The sequence below is a fragment of the Flavobacterium soyae genome, assembly GCF_045348165.1.
GTDB lineage: Bacteria > Bacteroidota > Bacteroidia > Flavobacteriales > Flavobacteriaceae > Flavobacterium > Flavobacterium soyae.
Window position 1 is genome coordinate 5,125,900 of sequence record NZ_CP150845.1, and the last position, 19,480, is coordinate 5,145,379.

19 protein-coding genes are annotated in these 19,480 nt (G+C 33.4%); 8 read left to right on the top strand and 11 right to left on the bottom strand.

Going from position 1 to position 19,480, the window contains the following annotated elements; all coding sequences use genetic code 11:
* Window positions 1-142 precede the first annotated feature (142 nt).
* A complete protein-coding gene (locus AABD74_RS21165) occupies window positions 143-709 on the top strand; it encodes an outer membrane beta-barrel protein (RefSeq protein WP_406844218.1) in 567 nt (188 codons plus the stop codon).
* 51 nt (window positions 710-760) lie between these two features.
* Here the strand turns inward: AABD74_RS21165 and AABD74_RS21170 are convergent, their stop codons facing one another.
* The 6 genes from AABD74_RS21170 to AABD74_RS21195 form a co-directional block, all read right to left on the bottom strand.
* Window positions 761-1,378 (bottom strand): hypothetical protein, encoded by a 618-nt coding sequence (locus tag AABD74_RS21170; protein WP_406844219.1) that lies wholly within the window; start codon window positions 1,376-1,378, stop codon window positions 761-763.
* 85 nt (window positions 1,379-1,463) lie between these two features.
* The gene (locus AABD74_RS21175; RefSeq protein ID WP_406844220.1) at window positions 1,464-1,856 is read right to left on the bottom strand and encodes an ACT domain-containing protein; all 393 of its coding nucleotides are present in this window, start codon (window positions 1,854-1,856) and stop codon (window positions 1,464-1,466) included.
* A 323-nt stretch (window positions 1,857-2,179) separates the two neighbouring features.
* The gene (locus AABD74_RS21180; protein WP_232679143.1) at window positions 2,180-2,794 is read right to left on the bottom strand and encodes a hypothetical protein; all 615 of its coding nucleotides are present in this window, start codon (window positions 2,792-2,794) and stop codon (window positions 2,180-2,182) included.
* Between the two features lie 195 nt (window positions 2,795-2,989).
* Window positions 2,990-4,861, bottom strand: a complete 1,872-nt coding sequence (locus AABD74_RS21185) for a M1 family metallopeptidase (RefSeq protein WP_232679141.1) — start codon at window positions 4,859-4,861, stop codon at window positions 2,990-2,992.
* 207 nt (window positions 4,862-5,068) lie between these two features.
* Window positions 5,069-6,649, bottom strand: a complete 1,581-nt coding sequence (locus tag AABD74_RS21190) for an NADP-dependent glyceraldehyde-3-phosphate dehydrogenase (protein ID WP_232679139.1) — start codon at window positions 6,647-6,649, stop codon at window positions 5,069-5,071.
* 75 nt (window positions 6,650-6,724) lie between these two features.
* Window positions 6,725-7,036 carry a rhodanese-like domain-containing protein gene (locus tag AABD74_RS21195; RefSeq protein WP_071634709.1) on the bottom strand — a complete coding sequence of 104 codons (312 nt, stop codon included), beginning with the start codon at window positions 7,034-7,036 and terminating at the stop codon, window positions 6,725-6,727.
* A gap of 505 nt (window positions 7,037-7,541) precedes the next feature.
* Here AABD74_RS21195 and AABD74_RS21200 point away from each other — a divergent pair.
* From AABD74_RS21200 to AABD74_RS21210, 3 genes are all read left to right on the top strand, one after another.
* Window positions 7,542-8,168: a Crp/Fnr family transcriptional regulator gene (locus AABD74_RS21200; protein ID WP_232679137.1), complete on the top strand. Its 627-nt coding sequence runs from the start codon at window positions 7,542-7,544 to the stop codon at window positions 8,166-8,168.
* Window positions 8,169-8,566: 398 nt separating this feature from the next.
* Complete coding sequence (locus AABD74_RS21205) at window positions 8,567-9,352, top strand: sulfite exporter TauE/SafE family protein (protein ID WP_232679133.1); 786 nt, start codon at window positions 8,567-8,569, stop codon at window positions 9,350-9,352.
* Window positions 9,353-9,503: 151 nt separating this feature from the next.
* A complete protein-coding gene (locus AABD74_RS21210) occupies window positions 9,504-9,725 on the top strand; it encodes a hypothetical protein (RefSeq protein WP_406844221.1) in 222 nt (73 codons plus the stop codon).
* A 51-nt stretch (window positions 9,726-9,776) separates the two neighbouring features.
* On the opposite strand, the gene AABD74_RS21215 is transcribed toward AABD74_RS21210, so the two are convergent.
* The 5 genes from AABD74_RS21215 to AABD74_RS21235 all read right to left on the bottom strand — a co-directional run bounded on the left by AABD74_RS21215 (window position 9,777) and on the right by AABD74_RS21235 (window position 14,422).
* Complete coding sequence (locus AABD74_RS21215; RefSeq protein WP_232679126.1) at window positions 9,777-10,214, bottom strand: hypothetical protein; 438 nt, start codon at window positions 10,212-10,214, stop codon at window positions 9,777-9,779.
* Window positions 10,214-10,663, bottom strand: coding sequence for a Panacea domain-containing protein (locus tag AABD74_RS21220; protein WP_406844222.1), 450 nt, complete (start codon window positions 10,661-10,663; stop codon window positions 10,214-10,216). Before AABD74_RS21220 ends, AABD74_RS21215 begins: the two co-directional genes overlap by 1 nt.
* 390 nt (window positions 10,664-11,053) lie before the next feature.
* On the bottom strand, window positions 11,054-12,130 hold the full coding sequence (cydB, locus tag AABD74_RS21225; RefSeq protein ID WP_232679122.1) for a cytochrome d ubiquinol oxidase subunit II: 1,077 nt from the start codon (window positions 12,128-12,130) through the stop codon (window positions 11,054-11,056).
* A gap of 2 nt (window positions 12,131-12,132) precedes the next feature.
* Window positions 12,133-13,479 carry a cytochrome ubiquinol oxidase subunit I gene (locus tag AABD74_RS21230; RefSeq protein ID WP_406844223.1) on the bottom strand — a complete coding sequence of 449 codons (1,347 nt, stop codon included), beginning with the start codon at window positions 13,477-13,479 and terminating at the stop codon, window positions 12,133-12,135.
* A gap of 352 nt (window positions 13,480-13,831) precedes the next feature.
* A complete protein-coding gene (locus AABD74_RS21235; protein WP_406844224.1) occupies window positions 13,832-14,422 on the bottom strand; it encodes an HD family hydrolase in 591 nt (196 codons plus the stop codon).
* Between the two features lie 213 nt (window positions 14,423-14,635).
* On the opposite strand from AABD74_RS21235, the gene AABD74_RS21240 reads away from it, so the two are divergent.
* From AABD74_RS21240 to AABD74_RS21255, 4 genes are all read left to right on the top strand, one after another.
* The gene (locus AABD74_RS21240; protein ID WP_406844225.1) at window positions 14,636-16,051 is read left to right on the top strand and encodes a rhodanese-like domain-containing protein; all 1,416 of its coding nucleotides are present in this window, start codon (window positions 14,636-14,638) and stop codon (window positions 16,049-16,051) included.
* Between the two features lie 124 nt (window positions 16,052-16,175).
* A complete protein-coding gene (locus tag AABD74_RS21245) occupies window positions 16,176-16,745 on the top strand; it encodes a YeeE/YedE family protein (RefSeq protein WP_232679114.1) in 570 nt (189 codons plus the stop codon).
* A 10-nt stretch (window positions 16,746-16,755) separates the two neighbouring features.
* Entirely contained in the window at window positions 16,756-17,235 is a 480-nt protein-coding gene (locus AABD74_RS21250) for a DUF6691 family protein (RefSeq protein WP_406844226.1), read from the top strand.
* Between the two features lie 468 nt (window positions 17,236-17,703).
* The gene (locus AABD74_RS21255) at window positions 17,704-19,281 is read left to right on the top strand and encodes an FAD-dependent oxidoreductase (RefSeq protein ID WP_406844227.1); all 1,578 of its coding nucleotides are present in this window, start codon (window positions 17,704-17,706) and stop codon (window positions 19,279-19,281) included.
* Window positions 19,282-19,480: the final 199 nt, after the last annotated feature.

Here is a 19,480-nt window from a genome sequence, read left to right on the forward strand (position 1 = left end):
AGAATAATGGCAATTTATACGCAAAACAGACTAAGTTAATCAACAGATTTTCTTAATTGATTTAATTCAATAATAGTAAGATTTACCTTTCTTTTTTAAAATTATAAGATTATATTTACATTTAAAATTAGAAAAAATAAATATGAAAAAATTAATCTTAGCAGTATTAATATCTATTAGTGCAAACAGCTTTGCACAATTAATACAAATTGGTCCGCAGGTTTCTTACAACTTTACCTCTCCTATCACAAATGATTTCAGCTCAAAAAGCAGCGGTACCGGAGTTGGCTTCGCTGGATTCGCAAGAGTAAATCTATTAATGTTTTATGCGCAAGGTGAGTTTGGATATACAAAATCAGAATTTAGTATTGCCCAAACAGAAACTGAAAAAACTGATTATGAATTATCAGGAACAGATGCAACATTAATAGCGGGGTTTAAAGTAATTCCTTTAGGAAAACTTGGTAATATTCGTGTATTTGCAGGATATAACTGGAAAAATTATTCAAATACTAAGACGAGTAATACTTTAAATTATGTTGAAATTGCAAAAAACAACCATAGTTTACTAGGTGGGGTTGGTATCGATTTATGGAGGCTGACTTTAGATTATAGATATATTGCCGGTATTACAGATCTGGATCCTTCTTCTGATCAAGATTTAAAAACAGGAACTTCCAGTCTTTCACTTGGCTTTAAATTTTTATAAAAAAAGGGAATCTTAAACAGATTCCCTTTTTTGTTATATTTATTTGCAACATTACTTCATTCTTACAAAATAAACTTCTGGATTATTTTCGGTTATTTTTTGAATACCTTTTTTTCCATGTTTTGCTATATTAATGGCACGCATTATTCTTATATCTTCATCAAAAATACAATCCCAAACCCTGCCGTCTGATAAAATAAAAGCAGAATATAAAGAATCAGCTCTGTCTGTATTAAAGTAAAGTAAATCTTCTGTTTTGATTAGTTTTTTTACTTTTGAAGCACGATCCTGCTCATAAAACAAAATTTTATCCTGTGCTACTTCTACTAATTTATCAACTTTTTGGTTATTAAAATTTTCGCTGGTTTTAACAGTCCAAATTGGTTTATCGCCCGTAACTAACCAGGTTCCGCTTATTTTTTCTAAAACATCTTTTCTTAGAATTTCTTTTAAGGTATCTATCTCTCTTAATGATTCCTGTCCAATTTTGTTTTCCGGTTTAATTTTCGACGCAAGCGAAAACAAATCAAGAGCTTTTACATACTCTGATTTCTTTAAATAAGAAAGAGCCAATTCGTATTTATTCTTCTGAAATGTCTCCTTTGAGGCATTTTGTGCTATACTTTTAACTGAAAAAAGCAAAATGATAAGGATCAGATAATTTTTCATCTATTTAAACTTTATTTTTATTTTGCAATATTAGAATATTTTTCTTACAAAATAAAATAAAAATAAGTTTAATCTGATAATAATTTTAATTTGAGAATGAATTTAAAATCGCTATTGCTTTTTTAACATCTTTTTTATTGACAAAAATATGGTCGTGATAAAATGCCGCAACAACATTACAACTTATATTACTGTCTGAAAGTGCCTTTGAAAATGCGGCTGTTAATCCAACAGCTTCCAGCGAAGAATGTACAGAAAGTGTTATCCAGGACATTACAATGGCATAATCCAACTTTAGGCTGTCTGCTGTTTCTTTTTTAAGAATTATTGTAACTGCCTCATTTTCTTTAAAGAACATCACAATATCGTCTAGATTTATTGGATCTAATTTTTCGATTTTACAAAAAACATAATCTCCTGAATTATGTTCTGGTTTCATGCTTTTAAGCAATGTCTGTAAATCTTTTTCTCCCGACATGTACGTTATTATTTTGAAAGTTTCCTCTTAGTATTTTAATAATCGAAAAATAAATCGGAATGTATCATAAGCAGCAATCAACGGAACCGACTCGTAGTTATCACTTTTATATTGGTATTGGTAACGCAAATTGATCTTAATTCAGACCTAAAATTCGATTTTCTTTTGAGCAATCCTAAATTATCAATAACCTTAAAAACAAAAAAAGACTATTCTCTTTCTGAAAATTGTTTGTACGTTATAATATATGATATTTCTAACTGATTAAATTTCAATTAAATATAATCAAAAAGTAAATCGAAATTGGGTCTTATTATAATTCTTTATCCTTTACTATAGAATCGCTCCAGATTATTAGTCTCTATTTTTTCAACACCTTTTTCGGTTTTTTTCGCAATATTAATTACATGCAGGGTACGGCCATTTTCATCTATCGTCCAATTCCAGACAGTTCCGTCAGATAAAATAATGGCTGAAAATAAAGAATCTGACTCGTCTTTATTGTAGAAAACCAAATTTTCAGTTTTTAAAAGCTTCTTAGCTAAAGTCTTTTTATCCTGCTCATAAAATAAAATCTGAGTATTATTTATTTCAATAGATTCTTCAACTAATGCATTTTTTAAATCACTTTCCGTATTTACAGACCAAACTGGTTTATCACCTATCAGTTTCCATATTCCAAGTGCTTCATCCAGGATTTCTTTTCTTAAAATTTTTTTTAAGGTATCTACTTTTTTAATAGATTCTTTCCCTAAATCATTTTCAGGTCTAATTTTGGACGCGACAGAATATAAATCGAGTGCATTTTTAAAATCTGCTTTTTTGTAGCAGGACACAGCCATTTCATATTTATTTTTTTGAAATTTAGCTTTTGCATCATCTTGAGCTATACAATGAATAGATAGCAATAAAATAATTAGGTTAAGATAATTTTTCATTTAAATGGGGGTTTTAAATTGACTGCAAACATAAGCTAGATTAATGAAATAATTTCTTAAAGTTTATATATATATTTATAAAGAGGAGAAATTCACAACTACAAAAAGCACAATAGTCAGTTCCTTAATGTTTTAAACAAAAAATCATCTTTCTCAATATTGAGAAAGATGATTTTTTATACAACTAATTGCTTATTATTTTGCTATCCAGGTATTGTTTGCCGGTGTAAAATCCATAAAAATACCACCATCAACAGTTATCTGTTTAACTTGTTTTTTACCATTTAAAGTAATTGCAGCCAGTTTTTGATTTGATTCCCAAATTGCAGGAGTTTGATGCAGGCTTTCTTTTAAACCATCAGTGTAAACCACATTTACATCAAACGGAATTGCAAAACCTCCAACGTTTTCTACAGAGACTGTATTCTTTGTTACGCTTTTTACTGAAAGATCAATATAATTATTAGTGAAGAACCAGTTATTGAAAAACCAATTCAGGTTTTTTCCTGAACCTGTATTCATTGAATTAAAATAATCCCAAGGAATTGGGTGTTTCCCGTTCCAGGTATCCATATAATGATGCAGTGATTTTTTGAATAAATCGTCTCCAAGCAAATCTTTTAATGCTATATAAGAAAGAGAAGCTTTTCCGTAAGAGTTATTTCCATAACCCGGACCCGAAACTTGTGTAGACATTGAAATTATGGGCTGATCTTCTTCTGTTGATTTATCATTGATATAATCTTCAACCCTAAATTCTTTATAGAATTTATCTGCTGCTTCTTTTCCATGTTCAGCAATTCCAATTAAATATTCAAAAGTTGTTGCCCATCCTTCGTCCATAAAAGCGTAACGTGTTTCATTAATTCCCATATAAAAAGGGAAATACGTGTGTGCTACTTCGTGATCCTGAACTAATTGAGCAAATTTTGGGTCATTCATTTGTGAATCGTTACACATCATTGGGTATTCCATATCTGCAAAGCCCTGAAAAGCTGTCATTTTAGAAAATGGGTACGGAACTCCCGGCCAGTTATTTGAAAACCAATCTAAGGCAAATTGATTGTTTTTAATTGAATTTACAAAATCAGTTCCTTTCACATCATAAGCAGCCTGAACACTGGCACGGCGATTTGTTTTTTTATCGACCACAACGCTGCTCGCATCCCATAAATAATGATCGCTTAATCCAAAACACACATCTGAGATATTTTTAACTTCAAATTTCCATACATTCCATTCGTTTTGCTTAGTCACGATACCGCTTTTCATTTCCTGTTCGTTTGCAATATGCATGATTTCATCTGTTATGTATGATTTTTTCAAACGTGCTGCAAACTCAGGCTGTAAAACCTCATCTGGATTTAAAAAATCTCCGGTTGCATACACCACATAATTTTTTGGTGCTTTTACAGAATAAACATAATCGTTGAAATCATTGTAAAATTCCTGACGATCTGTGTGTGCTAATCTGTCCCAGCCATTATAATCATCAAAAACAGAAACGCGGGGATAACTGTAAGCCGCAAAAAATGTAGTTTCGTCAATTTGTCCTTCTCTTCCGCTTTCTTTTGATAATGGATAATTCCAGTCGATATTAATGGTAATTTTAGAATGTGGCGCAATTGCTTTTTTCAATTTCACATTTCCAACAGTTCCCCAGCTTCTGGCATCTTCTTTATACACTTCATCCGCAACTTTTAGAGATGTAATTGTTAATCCGTTACTTAAAAAATCGTCACTTACACTCCCGCCTCTTGGCGAAGAAGGTTTATGAAGATTATTTACAAATCGAATTGCAAGATTTCTTAAACTATCGTTACTGTTGTTTTCGTAAATAATTGTTTCTGTTCCGCTGACCAATTTTGTTTTAGCATCAACAGTAATATCCATCGTATATTTTCCGTGGTTCTGCCAATAGTTTTTTCCGGGTTTACCATCTTTAGAACGAGTTCCTTTGGCGTAAGCTTCTTTAATATTTCGGGGCATATAAAGCTCTTGTGCAAAGCTGGTTTGTGCCAAAAACAAAAAAGCAATAAATGCAAATTGAGATAGTCTTTTTTTCATAAGTTTTTTTTGGTTTGATGATTTAATGATGTTAATAAGACCCAATTTTTGAAATAATGTTACAAAACTTTATAAAATTATATTTTTAAAACATAATAAAGAAAACTTAGAACCTCAGAATCTTAGAATCTCAGCATCTTAAAAAAGAAAAACCGTCTCATTCAAAAAGAAAAAGACGGCGTCTACAATTAATATATAACCTTGATACTACAAAATATAGTCGGTATTAATGAAGTTTGATTCTTTGCTGTTTAGCAGTTCCTGCAAAATTTCATTGTTATAAGCGATATCTTTTGAAGCGACAAACGTACGAATTGAGAAAGAGCGCAAAGCATCTGGAATACTTAATGTACCAACTGCAGAATCTTTACGGCCTGTAAATGGAAAAGCATCCGGGCCTCTTTGACAAGAACTGTTTAAGTTTACACGACACACTAAGTTTACCAAAGCATCAATAAGCGGCGCAAGGGTTTTAATATCTTTTCCGAACAAACTTACCTGCTGCCCGTAATTTGATTCGGCCATATCTTCTAACGGCTGCTGAATATCTTTAAAAGAAATAATTGGAACCACCGGCCCAAACTGTTCTTCGTGATACACACGCATTTTGCTGTTTACAGGATACAAAACTGCCGGGAAAATAAAATTATCAGTATGTCTTCCTCCTTTTTCATTCAGGATTTTAGCACCTTTATGAACAGCATCGTCAATTAATCCCTGAATATAATGCGGCTTATCTGTTTCAGGAAGCGGTGTTAGTGCAACTCCTTTTTCCCACGGATTTCCAAATTGTAATGCATCTACTTTTTCAGAAAATCTTTTATTGAATTCTTCTGCAATTGATTCATGAACATATAAAACTTTTAAAGCCGTACAACGCTGTCCGTTGAAAGACAAAGTTCCTGTAATACATTCCTGAATTGCCAAATCTAAATCGGCATCTGGAAGAATAATAGCAGGGTTTTTAGCTTCAAGACCTAAAATTAAACGAAGTCTGTTTTTATTTGGATGCTGATCCTGCAAAGCAATGGCTGATTTACTGTTTCCAATTAATGCCAAAACATCAATTTTTCCAGATTTCATAATTGGAGAAGCGACTTCGCGTCCTCTGCCATAAACGATATTGATAACACCTTTAGGGAAACTGGTTCTAAAAGCTTCTAACAATGGCGAGATACATAATACACCATTTTTAGCAGGTTTAAAAATCACTGTATTTCCCATAATTAAAGCCGGAATCAACAATGAAAAAGTTTCGTTTAAAGGATAATTATAAGGGCCAAGACATAAAACCACTCCCAGAGGTCCGCGGCGGATCATGGCATTTACACCCTGCACTTTTTCAAAATGTGCGCTGCGTCCGTTTAATTCTTTGTAGCTGGCAATAGTATCGTAAATATATTCAACCGTTCTGTCAAATTCTTTTTGAGAATCACCTAATGATTTTCCAATTTCCCACATTAAATACTTCACTACTTCTTCGCGGGTTTCTTTCATTTGTTTAACGAAATTCTCCATGCATTTAATACGGTCGGCTACTTTCATAGTCGGCCATAATCCCTTACCCTTATTGTAGGCAGCATTTGCAGCTTCAACAACTTCGGCAGCTTCTGTTTCTGCCATAAACGGAATAGATCCTAATAATGTCGGCGTATATTTTTCTGTAGAAGAAATAGTCGAAAACACAGGTGTGGTTTGTCCTGTCCATTGTTTTAATTCTCCATTTACAAGGTAAGTATCTTGGTTTATAAGGCTTTTAATCTCAAATTCTTCTGGTATTAAACTCATAATCTGGTAATTTTTATTTGGTTATTAATCGCATTTTAATGAAAAAAGAGGCTTTTTTTCGCCTCTTTTTTCATTTTATGGTTGTACGGTTTCGCCTTCCCAGTCTAGGATTCCGCCTAGCAGATTGTAGGCATTTTCAATACCTAACTCATTCATAATCTGACATGCTTTAGCGCTTCTGGCTCCAGAACGACAATACACGTAGTAATTTTTATTTTTATCTAATTCTTCAATTTCATAAATAAAACCCTGACCTTTATTGATATCAATGTTTAAAGCATTTTCAATATAGCCGTCATTAAATTCGTCTTCAGTTCTTACGTCCAGTATAACTGCATTCTCGTCAGCAGCAAGCTGATTAACCCAATCTTCTTGTGATAAATTCATAATAAATGTGTTTTTGTAAAATTACGACGTTTCTATTAATTAAAAACGTACCAAATGCGATTTCGATTATTATTCTCAGAAAACGTTTTAGAGAAAGTATTATAATCAGTGAAACACAAATTTACTTACTATTTTTAAAAATACACTCTATAAAATCGATAGAAAATAGGATTTTTTCATTTGCACAAAATACCCTTAAATATGGTTTTCTGATAATTTATGACAGCTGAATCTATTATCTTTGTAAAAAATTATAATTTTTAATCTCTTTTTGATAAAAATATTTGCCGCGAATTACACGAGTTTTCGCGAAGTATTTTTTGGAAATTTGTAAAATCTGTGTCAAAAAAATAAATTTCAACACATAGAAACATAGATTAAATTTTTAAGTAAAGTTCAAAATAGATAATATATTATCAACACATAGCTATGTGCATTTATGAAAGTGAAACGCCTTTATTGAGTTTCAAAATCCTATGTCTCTATGTGTTTAAAAATACAATAAATGCAAAATTCATTAAAAACCATATTTCCTAATTTCTCCGGCGAACTTATCGCTACGATAGAAGAAAATGGAAGCCTTCAGGATTTTAAGGCCGGAACTATTTTAATGCGTACCGGACAATACATCAAAAACACCGTTTTAATAACCAAAGGTAAAATCAAAATTTACCGGGAAGGCGAAGACGGCGGCGAATTTTTAATGTATTATCTGCAGCCCGGACAAGCCTGCGCCATCTCTATGATCTGTACTGCAAAAAGTGAAAAAAGCCAAATCATGGCAAAAGTGGTCGAAGATGTTTCGGTTATGATGATTCCGCTGCAAATGATGGATAAATGGATGATGGAACACAAATCGTGGTATGAATTTGTAATTGAAACTTACCGAAGCCGTTTTGAAGAAGTTCTAGAAGTTGTCGATAATATTGCTTTTCGTTCTATGGACGAACGTTTAGAATTTTATTTAAAAAGACATTCTGATGCCTGCGGCTGTTCTGAAGTCAAACTTTCGCATCAGGAAATCGCCACCGAATTAAATACTTCAAGAGAAGTGATTTCCAGATTATTAAAAAAAATGGAACAGCGCGGTTTGGTCAAACTAAACCGAAACCAGATTGAATTATTAAAGTAATATTGCCCACAGATTTTACGGATGAAACGGGTTTTCACTGATGTTTTGTCACATTGAGCGAAGTCGAAATGCTTTGCGGGTTCTCGACTTCGCTCGAACTGACAAACTTTATCTTCAATTTTAAACACATAGAAACATAGATTTTTTTTTCTTAGTAAAAGGTTGAAATAAATAATACATTATTTACACATAGCTATGTGTGTTGATGCAAGTGAAACGCCTTTTTTTGAGTTAGTAAAGCTATGTCTCTATGTGTTAAAATTTATCTGCTCAATGCAACAAATAATCTGTGTCAACCCGTTTCATCCGTAAAACCCGTGGGCAAAAAATATCCATATGTGATAAATGTTACTGTAGATTCATAATTAACGAAGCAACTTTGCATAAAAATAAATGCAATGGAATATTTAGGATATTTTGCTTCAATCATTATTGGGATTTCACTAGGCTTAATTGGCGGCGGCGGATCAATCCTGACAATTCCTATTCTTGTATATTTATTTAGAGTAAATCCAGACCAGGCCACTTCTTATTCCTTATTTATTGTTGGATTAACCGCTTTATTTGGAAGTTACAGCCATTATAAAATGGGAAATCTTAAGATAAAATCAGCTCTTTATTTTGCGATTCCTTCTGTGATTTCAATTTTAATAATTCGTGAAGTCATATTTCCTCAAATCGCTGCGACACTTTTTTCTGTGGCATCTTATACCGTTTCAAAAGATTTTCTGATTATGATAGTCTTTTCGGTTTTGATGATAACGGCGGCAATTTCTATGATTCGAAAAAACCTTCCGGAAATAAAAAGCACCGAAACCAATTATGTTCAATTAGGTATCATTGGCTTTTTAGTGGGGATTGTAACCGGGTTTCTTGGCGCCGGCGGTGGATTTTTAATAATTCCTGCACTTTTATTTTTTGCAAAATTACCAATGAAACAAGCTGTGGGAACTTCGTTATTAATCATTACGATCAATTCTTCAATAGGTTTTGGAGGTGATTTATACATTGGAACTCCAATTAATTATTCTTTTTTATTAGGTGTTTCGGGAATGGCCCTTTTCGGAATGTTAATTGGAAGCCAGCTTTCTAAAAAAATTGACGGAACTAGATTAAAACCGCTTTTTGGGTGGTTTGTTCTCGTAATGGGATTTTATATAATTGCTAAAGAGGTTTTGTTTTAGAGATTATTTTCTCTCGCAGATTTGGCAGATATTTTTTAATTTAATTTTGCTTGTAGATAATCTTTGTCAAAGTTTAAAACCAAGACTGTAAGGAACTCTGATAAAACAATAATTTTTTTATTTTGCAGATATATTTTAACCGATTTAAGAAATGCAGAACAGAACAGAAGTCAAAGAAATCTTAGATTATATTTCAGAGGATCAGCTGGATTTTTTTGCTAAAGAAACGATGGTTGATTGGAATGTAAAAAAATTAAAAGGATATAAGATTCCCAAAATTTCATTTTGTAATGAATTGCAAAATGAAATTATAAAACAAGTAGTAATACATTGCGGAGGGGATCCTGATAAATTACAAACATTTAATACATGAAAGAAAGTTCCTTACAGTCTTGGTTTGAAACTTTGACAAAGATGAAACTATTTAAGCTATTTTCTTCTCGACCATTTTAGCAATTGGTTTTCGATAAAATAAATACCTCAAAACCAAAGTATAAAAAGTAAAAATAGAAGTCGTTAAAGTTCCAACAACAAATAAAAATTCGGTTTGCGATAAAATAAAGAATTTATATGATGCACCTGCTCCGTGCAGTAAAATAACAAGAGCAATAAAAATAGCCCATCTTGACGAAAAAACAAAAGCTTTTCTGGCATTTTCCTGTCTTAACTTTCGTTCCAAACTTTCATTTGCCTGTTCGATTTCAAATCTTTTAAGTTCTATATATTCCGAATGGCTTTTAGGATCATAAGGCCTCATTAAATGATCTTCTTTTTCTGCCTCTTTTGTTACATCTTTTGGAACATTAATAATATCGTTTCCTAAAGCACTTTCCGGTAATTTTTCTGCTAAAGTTTTTTCCATTAACTATTTAGTTTTTCCTGATAATATTCTTTAATTAAATCATTTCCAATTACAACATCATGCGTTCCATCCCAGGTTTGTGACCACGGACTCCCCTCTTCATGTGTTAGTGCAGAAAGCTGCAATCCGGATAAACCTTTGTAATTATCCCAGATTTTTTTCAGGAACTCTTTATCTTCCTCTTTTAATGGCGTTTTCGCAGATATATTCAACAAAAAAGGATCAACAGGATCTTTCCCAAACATTCGTATTGCATAATACAAATCTGGAATAACCGCACCATATTTCCAGGCCTGAATTTCGTTTTCAAAAAGCGGTTTTCCAGTAATTCCCAAATGCCATCCATCCGAAATATAAGTCAGCTTTAGCAATTTCATCGGGTCAAGTCCCTGACCTTCTTCTTTTCCTAATTCTATGAAATACTTTGCTATATCAAAACAATTATACATTTTCTAAAATTTTAATTATTTCTCTTCTAACAAAACTAATAAAAAGCAGATCAAATACAATATCTGTAAAAATTATATTAAAGAAATTTAATGTGAAGTCTTTGTGTGTTGCCTATCCCGATAGCCATCAGGAAGCTATCCGCTATATTCACGATTAACAAAAACTACAACTAAAAGCCTTTTATAAATTGCCTCCAGCTTTAGCTGGAGGTAAATAAATCTATATAAATAAAAGGCTTTAGCCAAACTTTACAATTTGGGCTAAAGCCTTTTGAATACCAATAAAAAAACCTTCAGTTAAAACTGGAGGCAATTGATTTTATATCAAAATAAAAATTCGTGAATTGCTTCGTCCGTTATCGCTCGGGTCGTGACAAAAAATAAAAACCATCAATGTTCTCCATACCCAATATCATCCATTTTACCGCTAAAAACTCGATACTGAATAATAAAATAAATTATCACAAGAAATAAAGCCACAAAAAACCAGCTCATTCCGGCATTTAATCCATATTCTCCGGCGGCAGTATTATAAATTGTTAACGACGGATTTACTTTATTAGTCGAAGGCAGAACATTCGGAAAAATAGAAACGGCTGTCGAAGCAAATCCCCCCACTAAAAAGAAAGTCGAAAACATAAATCCGTAACCGTCTTTTTGAAACGAACGGACTTTAAACAATCCCAGAATTCCAACGAAAGTCAAAAGCGGGAAAAACCAAAGAATAGGATTTTCGACAAAATTATGAAACGGTTTTGGCTCTATAAAATGCCAAACCTGCAATGAAATACAAACTAAAACCAACAGAACAATATTCAATGCAAAAACAACCTTTTTAAGCTTCGGGTTTAAAGATGAATTTGTTTTATAAATAATCCAGTTGGCGCCATGAATCGTTAAAGCGACAGTGCTTACAATTCCAAGAAAAAGCGTAAACCAGTCAATAATTCCCAATTCATTTGCCTGCGGACTAAAAGTTGGATTCCACAAAGGCAGAAAGAAATAATGTGCTTCTTGTGTTGAAACACCATTTTGCACCATTCCGAGATTTACGCCTCGAACAATATTTCCCAAAGCAATCCCAAAGAACAGTGCCAAAAGTAAACTTGCAATTCCGAAAGCTTTATCCCAAATGGTTTCCCACATTGGGTTATGAATCTGTCCGCGCATTTCCAATCCGATAGCTCGGAAAATCAAAAGCCATAAAATCATAATCAAAGGCAGATAAAAGCCACTGAAAGAAGAAGCATATAAAGTAGGAAAAGCAAAAAATAAAACCCCTCCGGCTGCAATAAGCCAGACTTCATTGGCATCCCAAAACGGACCTATTGCACTTGTAATTGCTTTTTTATCTTTTTCTGTATCGGCAAAAAATAAATGAATAATTCCTGCCCCAAAATCATAACCGTCTAAAACCAGATAAACAGCCAGGATTCCCATTAAAACTACGTACCAAAAAAATTCCATACTTATATTTTTTCTGTTGAAAGTTCCACATTATGAGGCCCTTTATTGATAATTTTTCCAATCAAAAGTAAAAACAACATTCCCAGTAAAAGGTATAAACCAATAAAGCCAAGTAATGTAAACAGTGTATTTCCTGATGAAACCGTTGGCGAAGCACCGGCAGCAGTTCGCATTAAATTGTAAACCAGCCAGGGCTGTCTTCCTAATTCAGCCGTGTACCAGCCTGTTGTATTGGCAATGTACGGAAATGGCATCATAAACATAAGTGACCATAAAATCCATTTAGTTTGAAATAATTTTCCCCGGATTAATTGAAAGAGAGAAATAACCATTAACCCAATAAATACAGTTCCAAGTCCTACCATAATATGATATGCATAATACAATCCTGAAATATTTGTTGGGTGAAGATCTTCTTCAAATTGATCTAAGCCTTTAATTTCCTGTTCCCAGTTTCCGTAAGTCAGGAAACTTAAAATATTAGGAACGGCAATTTTATTATCGAGTTTTTTATCTTTAACATCGGGCTGACCAATTAATACAATTTCGGAGCCCTTTTTCTCGGTATGAAAAATTCCTTCCATTGCAGCAAAAGTCACCGGCTGATGTTTCACAACATTTTTTGCCAGTAAATCTCCCGTTGGAACAGCTACTATAACACTAGAAATCAATCCGAAGACAACTCCTGTTTTAAGGAACAATTTCCCGAAAGTAACATTCTTCTCGCTTAAAATATAGAAAGCCCCAATTCCGGCAACAACAAACGAACTTGTCACCAAAGAAGCGGCCTGATTGTGGAGATAAGAAGGCCATAGCCACGGATTTAAGAATAAAGCCTGAAAATTATTCAATACAAATTTTCCGTTTTCAAGGATTTCATAACCAACCGGGTTCTGCATCCACGAATGTGTCGCAATAATTAAAAATCCGCTGGCCCAGGAACCAATACAAATTAATAATCCGGTTACAAAATGCCATTTATGACCAAGGAGTTTTTCTCCAAATAAAAATAAACCTAAAAAAGAAGATTCGAGAAAGAAAGAAAACATTCCTTCCATTGCGAGCGTCTGGCCAATAATTCCTCCGGTTAATTCAGAGAATTTTGCCCAGTTCGTCCCAAATTGAAATTCCATGGGAATTCCCGTTACAACGCCCATCGCAAAATTCAGAGCGAAGATTTTCATCCAGAAATGGGTGGCGTGATTGTATTGTTCGTCTTTAGTTTTTAAGTATTTCCATTTGAAATAAACAATAATGAGCGAAAGACCCATTGTAAGCTGTGGAAAAAGATAATGAAAAGTAATGGTGAAGGCAAATTGCATTCGGTCATAAAAGAGCATTTCTTCCATAAGTGGTATTTATTTATGAAGTTCAACAAATTTAACCATTACAACCCGAATTAATGCCTTTTAAAAGAAGTTTATCACCTAATATTTGTTAAACTTTTCAACAATTTAAAAGTAGAAATCACATTTAATATTTTATGATAAAGTATGTCATTTCGACGAAGGAGAAATCGCACTAGAAACTCCGCAAAGAAAATCGCCAATCTTTATCTATCAGCGCGTACGATTTCTCCTTCGTCGCAATAACAAGATTTCGTATAGATTTGCATAAAACATAACCCGTGGTTTCAACCACGGGAACACAATGTATAATCCTGATACGTTTCCCGCAGTTGAAACCGCAGGCTATATTTGATTATTTTTTTAAAATTCCTTTTTCTACACTTTCATTTATCAAACCTTCGGCGTAATTCCATAACGATGTTGAACCATTTTTTATAACGCTCTTTTTCTCGTAAACCTTATTATAATTCACTCCAAACTCTTTCCAGGTCCCGCCGTTGTTAGAAATATTCTGCAGTAAAGGCTCTAATCTGTCCATAGATTTTGCGAATTTTGCTTCGTTGGTTTCACCAGCTTCAAACTCTTCCCAAATAGAAATCAATTCTTCAGCTTGTTTTTTCGGAAGTAAACCAAAAATTCGATTCGCGGCCAATCGCTCTTCATCTGTATTATCATGACTTTTTACAGTATCATAAATAAAAACATCTCCGGCATCAATTTCTACAATGTCATGTATCAAAACCATTTTTACGACTTTCAGAACATCAATTGGTTCATTAGAGTGTTCTGCCAAAACAATTGCCATTAAAGCCAAATGCCAGCTGTGTTCTGCATCATTTTCATTTCGGTCACTATTAAACAGCTTCGTTTTACGCTGAATATATTTTACTTTATCAATTTCTTTTATAAAGGTAATTTGATCTAATAAGTCTGCTGTATTCATCTTTATAATTGTTTTTTTTCTTTTAAAATGATATTCGTCATGTACAAAATTATAAGTTAAAACTTAATTGCTCGGGTTTAAACCAAATTATATAATGCACATGACAAAATCCATATTTTTTTTACACGAAAATCCAATTTCTGTAACATTAGTCACCTATTTTAATAAAAAACAAAGTTACCTTTGTATTCCATCATTTTTACAACACGTATTATGAAAATAGAACAAATTTACACTGGATGTCTCGCACAAGGTGCATACTATATAACTTCTAACGGAGAAGCAGCGATTATTGATCCGTTAAGAGAAATTCAGCCTTATTTAGATCGTTTAAAACGCAATCAGGTAAAGTTAAAATATATTTTTGAAACACATTTTCACGCTGATTTTGTTTCGGGACACATCGATTTAAGTAAAGAAACTGAAGCTCCAATTGTTTACGGGCCAAATGCAGCCTGTGAGTTTGACTGTATTTCTGCAAAAGACGGACAGGAGTTCAAACTTGGAAATGTGACGATAAAAGTACTGCATACTCCAGGTCACACTATGGAAAGTACAACCTATTTATTGATTGACGAAAACGGAAAAGATCATGCTGTTTTTTCTGGAGATACTTTATTTATTGGTGATGTTGGCCGTCCTGATTTGGCACAAAAAGCTGCGGGAATGACTCAGGATCAATTGGCCGGAATTTTATTTCATTCACTTAGAGATAAAATTATGACTCTTGCCGATGATGTAATCGTTTATCCTGCACACGGTGCCGGAAGCGCCTGCGGAAAAAACATGAGCAAAGAAACAGTTTCAACAATTGGAAATCAAAAAGTTACGAATTATGCTTTGCGTGCGAATATGACGGAAGCTGAATTTATCAAAGAAGTGACCGACGGATTATTGCCCCCTCCAGCTTATTTCAGCATGAACGTGGCCATGAACAAACAAGGTTATGAAAGTTTTGAAACAGTTTTACATAACGGAATGAAAGCTATTGAGGCAAAAGATTTTGAGGCAGTTGCCGAAGAAACTGGAGCTTTGGTTTTAGATACACGAAAAAGCAGTGATTTTGCTAAAGGATTTATTCCGCAGTCTATTAATATAGGGATCAATGGTGATTTTGCGCCGTGGGTTGGAACTTTAGTGGGCGATGTAAGACAGCCCATTATATTAGTAACCGAACTCGGTCTTGAAGAAGAAACCGTTACGCGTTTAAGCCGTGTTGGTTTTGATTCTATAATCGGGCATTTAGAAGGCGGTTTTGAAGCTTGGGAAAAAGCTGGTTTTGAAATTGATAGTGTTAACCGAATCTCTGCAGAACAATTTGCCGGTAAATTTAATATCAAAGAAGATAAAGTTATTGATGTTCGTAAAGAAACGGAATATGAAGCAGAACATATCGAAGATGCTTACAGTAAACCTCTTGCTTATATCAATGACTGGGTAAAAGACATTAACCCTAACGAGCATTTTTATTTACATTGCGCAGGTGGTTACCGCAGTATGATTGCGGCTTCGATTTTGCAGGCACGAGGCTTTAGAAACTTTAGCGAAATTGACGGCGGTTTTGGAGCCATCGCAAAAACTGAAATCCCAAAATCAGATTTTATCTGCCAAAGCAAGGTTCTAAAATAGATTTTTGCCACAGATTAAAATGATTAACACAGATTAAAATTAAATATAAAATTAGCAGGCAGACTTTACAGATAAAAAAGATATCCTTTTGAATCTGTGAAATCTGTGGGAAAAAAACTAACAAATGAATCTACTGGAAATTATTCAAGAACCTTGGCCTTGGTACATTGCTGGTCCTTTAATCGGATTGACTGTTCCTATTTTATTAATTATCGGAAATAAATCTTTTGGGATTAGTTCTTCGCTTCGCCACATTTGTGCGGCTTGTATTCCTTCTAACATTTCGTTTTTTAAATACGACTGGAAAAAAGAAAGCTGGAATTTATTCTTCGTTTTCGGAATATTTCTTGGCGGTGTTATTGGTGCCTACTTTTTATCAAACCCAAATAATGTTCAAATTACTCCAGAACTTTCAGAACAATTAGCTTCTTACGGAATCACGGATCATTCTGGTTTAGTTCCGGCGCAGTTATTTTCCTGGGAAAGTTTATTAACCCTTCGCGGATTTATTATGATTGTTGTTGGCGGATTTTTAGTTGGTTTCGGAACTCGTTATGCCGGCGGATGCACGAGCGGACACGCCATAATGGGATTATCAAATTTACAATGGCCTTCATTAATCGCTACAATCTGTTTTATGATTGGCGGTTTTGTAATGTCCCTTTTGATTTTACCTTATATTCTTTCACTTTAAAATTTCAAAAATGAACAATTTAGAAAATAAAAATACAGACAGCGAAGGAATCAATGCAAGTCATAAAAAAGAAACAGGATTCGCAAACCTTAAATATTTAATTGTTGGAATATTTTTTGGGATTGTATTTGTAAAAGCAGAAATCATCAGCTGGTTTCGTATTCAGGAAATGTTCCACCTGCAGTCATTCTTTATGTATGGCGTAATTGGAAGCGCAGTTGCTGTTGGTGTTATCTCGGTTTTCATCATTAAAAAATTCAATATTAAAACGCTTCAGGGCGAGAAAATCGAAATTCAGCCAAAAACGTTCAGTAAAGGACAAATCTATGGCGGATTGTTATTCGGTTTTGGATGGGCTATTACCGGAGCTTGTCCGGGACCGCTTTTTGCACAAATTGGAACTGGTGCTACTGTAATTATTGTTACTTTATTAAGTGCTATTACAGGAACGTGGTTTTATGGCTGGATAAAAGACAAACTTCCTCATTGATATATTTTTTGTTTCAGGTTTCATGTTTCAAGTTGCTTTACGAAACTTAAAGAAAATAAAATCCAATTTCATTCCGAAGGAATGTCTGGTTGGTAGAATTAAATTTGAGCTGCGGTTATACGTTCCGTAGGAACGTTTGATTAACGAGCCTAGTCTTATATTCTGTTGAAAACGGTGTCCCTACAGGACACAATTCAATTCAAAACAATTCTATTTTTTTCTATCGACGAAATATTCCTAACGGAATATTAAAAATTGTCTTTAGACTAACTTAGACGAAAATATAATCTAAAACAAACCCTACAGATTTTAAAAATCTGTAGGGTTTGTTTTTTAAAACCTAATGAATCAACCTGAAACCTGAAATAAAAACAAACTTTAACAACCAAGACATTTCTTCATCTAAATCTAATTTCGTTTCGCTAAGTTTGCTTTAAACAAAAAATCCAAAAAAAAAGAGCATTATATATGAACCGTTCAGAACAGCTATCGACATTAAAAAACACTGAAAAATGGGATGTAATTATTATTGGAGGCGGTGCCAGCGGTTTAGGAACTGCTCTTGATGCTGCTAGCAGAGGATACAAAACAATTTTAGTCGAAGCGGTTGATTTTGCAAAAGGAACTTCTAGCAGAAGTACTAAATTGATTCATGGCGGCGTACGTTATCTGGAACAAGGAAATATTCACCTGGTCATAGAAGCGCTGAAAGAAAGAGGCTTAATAGTTAAAAATGCGGGTCACTTAGTCAAAAACCAATCTTTTGTGATCCCAAATTACAATTGGTGGAGCAGTTTCATTTATACTATTGGATTAACTGTTTATGATTTATTGGCCGGACGTTTAAGTTTAGGCCGTTCAAAATATATTTCTAAGAAAAAAACAATCGAAATGCTTCCTAACGTAGAAGAAGCTGGTTTGCTAAATGGCGTTATTTATCATGACGGGCAGTTTGATGATTCGCGTTTAGCTATTAATATCGCTCAAACTGCCGTAGAAAAAGGAGCTTGTATTTTAAACTATGTAAAAGTTATAAATTTAATAAAAGACAATAAAAACCATGTTATTGGTGTTGAAGCAGAAGATCAGGAAACAGGAGATAAATACAATTTAAAAGGTGCCGCAATTATAAACGCTACGGGTGTTTTTACAAATGCCATAATGAAACTAAACGATACTGTTTATAAAAAATATATCGTTCCTAGCCAGGGCATTCATCTAGTTTTTGATAAATCTTTTTTACCCGGAGATCATGCTTTGATGATCCCAAAAACAAGTGACGGACGAGTTTTGTTTGCTGTACCCTGGCATAACCGGATTGTAGTAGGCACAACAGATACATTAATTAAAAAACATAGTTTAGAACCTATTGCTTTAGAAAGTGAAATCAAATTTGTATTAGAAACTGCACAGCATTTTTTAGCGAAAAAACCAACCAGAGCAGATGTTTTATCGGTTTTTGCAGGCTTACGTCCTTTGGCAGCACCCGAAGAAGAAGGCAAAAAAACCAAAGAAGTTTCCCGAAGCCATAAAATTATTGTATCTGAAACAGGCTTAATAACTATAACTGGAGGAAAATGGACAACATACAGAAAAATAGCTGAAGATATTATAAACAAAGCAATTAGTATTGGTAAACTGCCTAAAAAACGATGTATTACAGAACATCTTGCGATTCATGGAAATAAAACTACTGCAGCTTTAGACAGAGAAAATCATTTGTATATCTATGGTTCTGACATTCCTAAAATAATCGAATTACAACAAAACAATCCTGAATTAAAAGAAAAAGTACATCCCGATCACGAATTCACTATGGCAGAAGTGCTTTGGGCTATACGATATGAAATGGCAAGAACTGTTGATGATATTTTAGCAAGACGCGTTCGTTTATTGTTCTTAGATGCCAGAGCCGCAATTCAATCTTCAGAAAAAGTAGCAAAACTGATTGCTAAAGAACTTGGACATAATGAAGAGTGGATAAATAAAGAAATCTTAAATTTCAAAAAAATAGCAAGAGGCTTTCTTTTGTCTGAATTTCAATAGGCCTTTTGTCAAAATCTAAAACTTTGACAAAGTTAAATTCAATTTTAAGTAATCATCAAACATTTATTAATCAATATTTTACATTTAAAATTAGAGTATTTTTATTCTGTTTTTTGTACACTTTCAATTTCACGCTAATTCAATTAACAAAAAATTAACGAAACACTTGTATATACAAATATTAAAAACCATACATTTG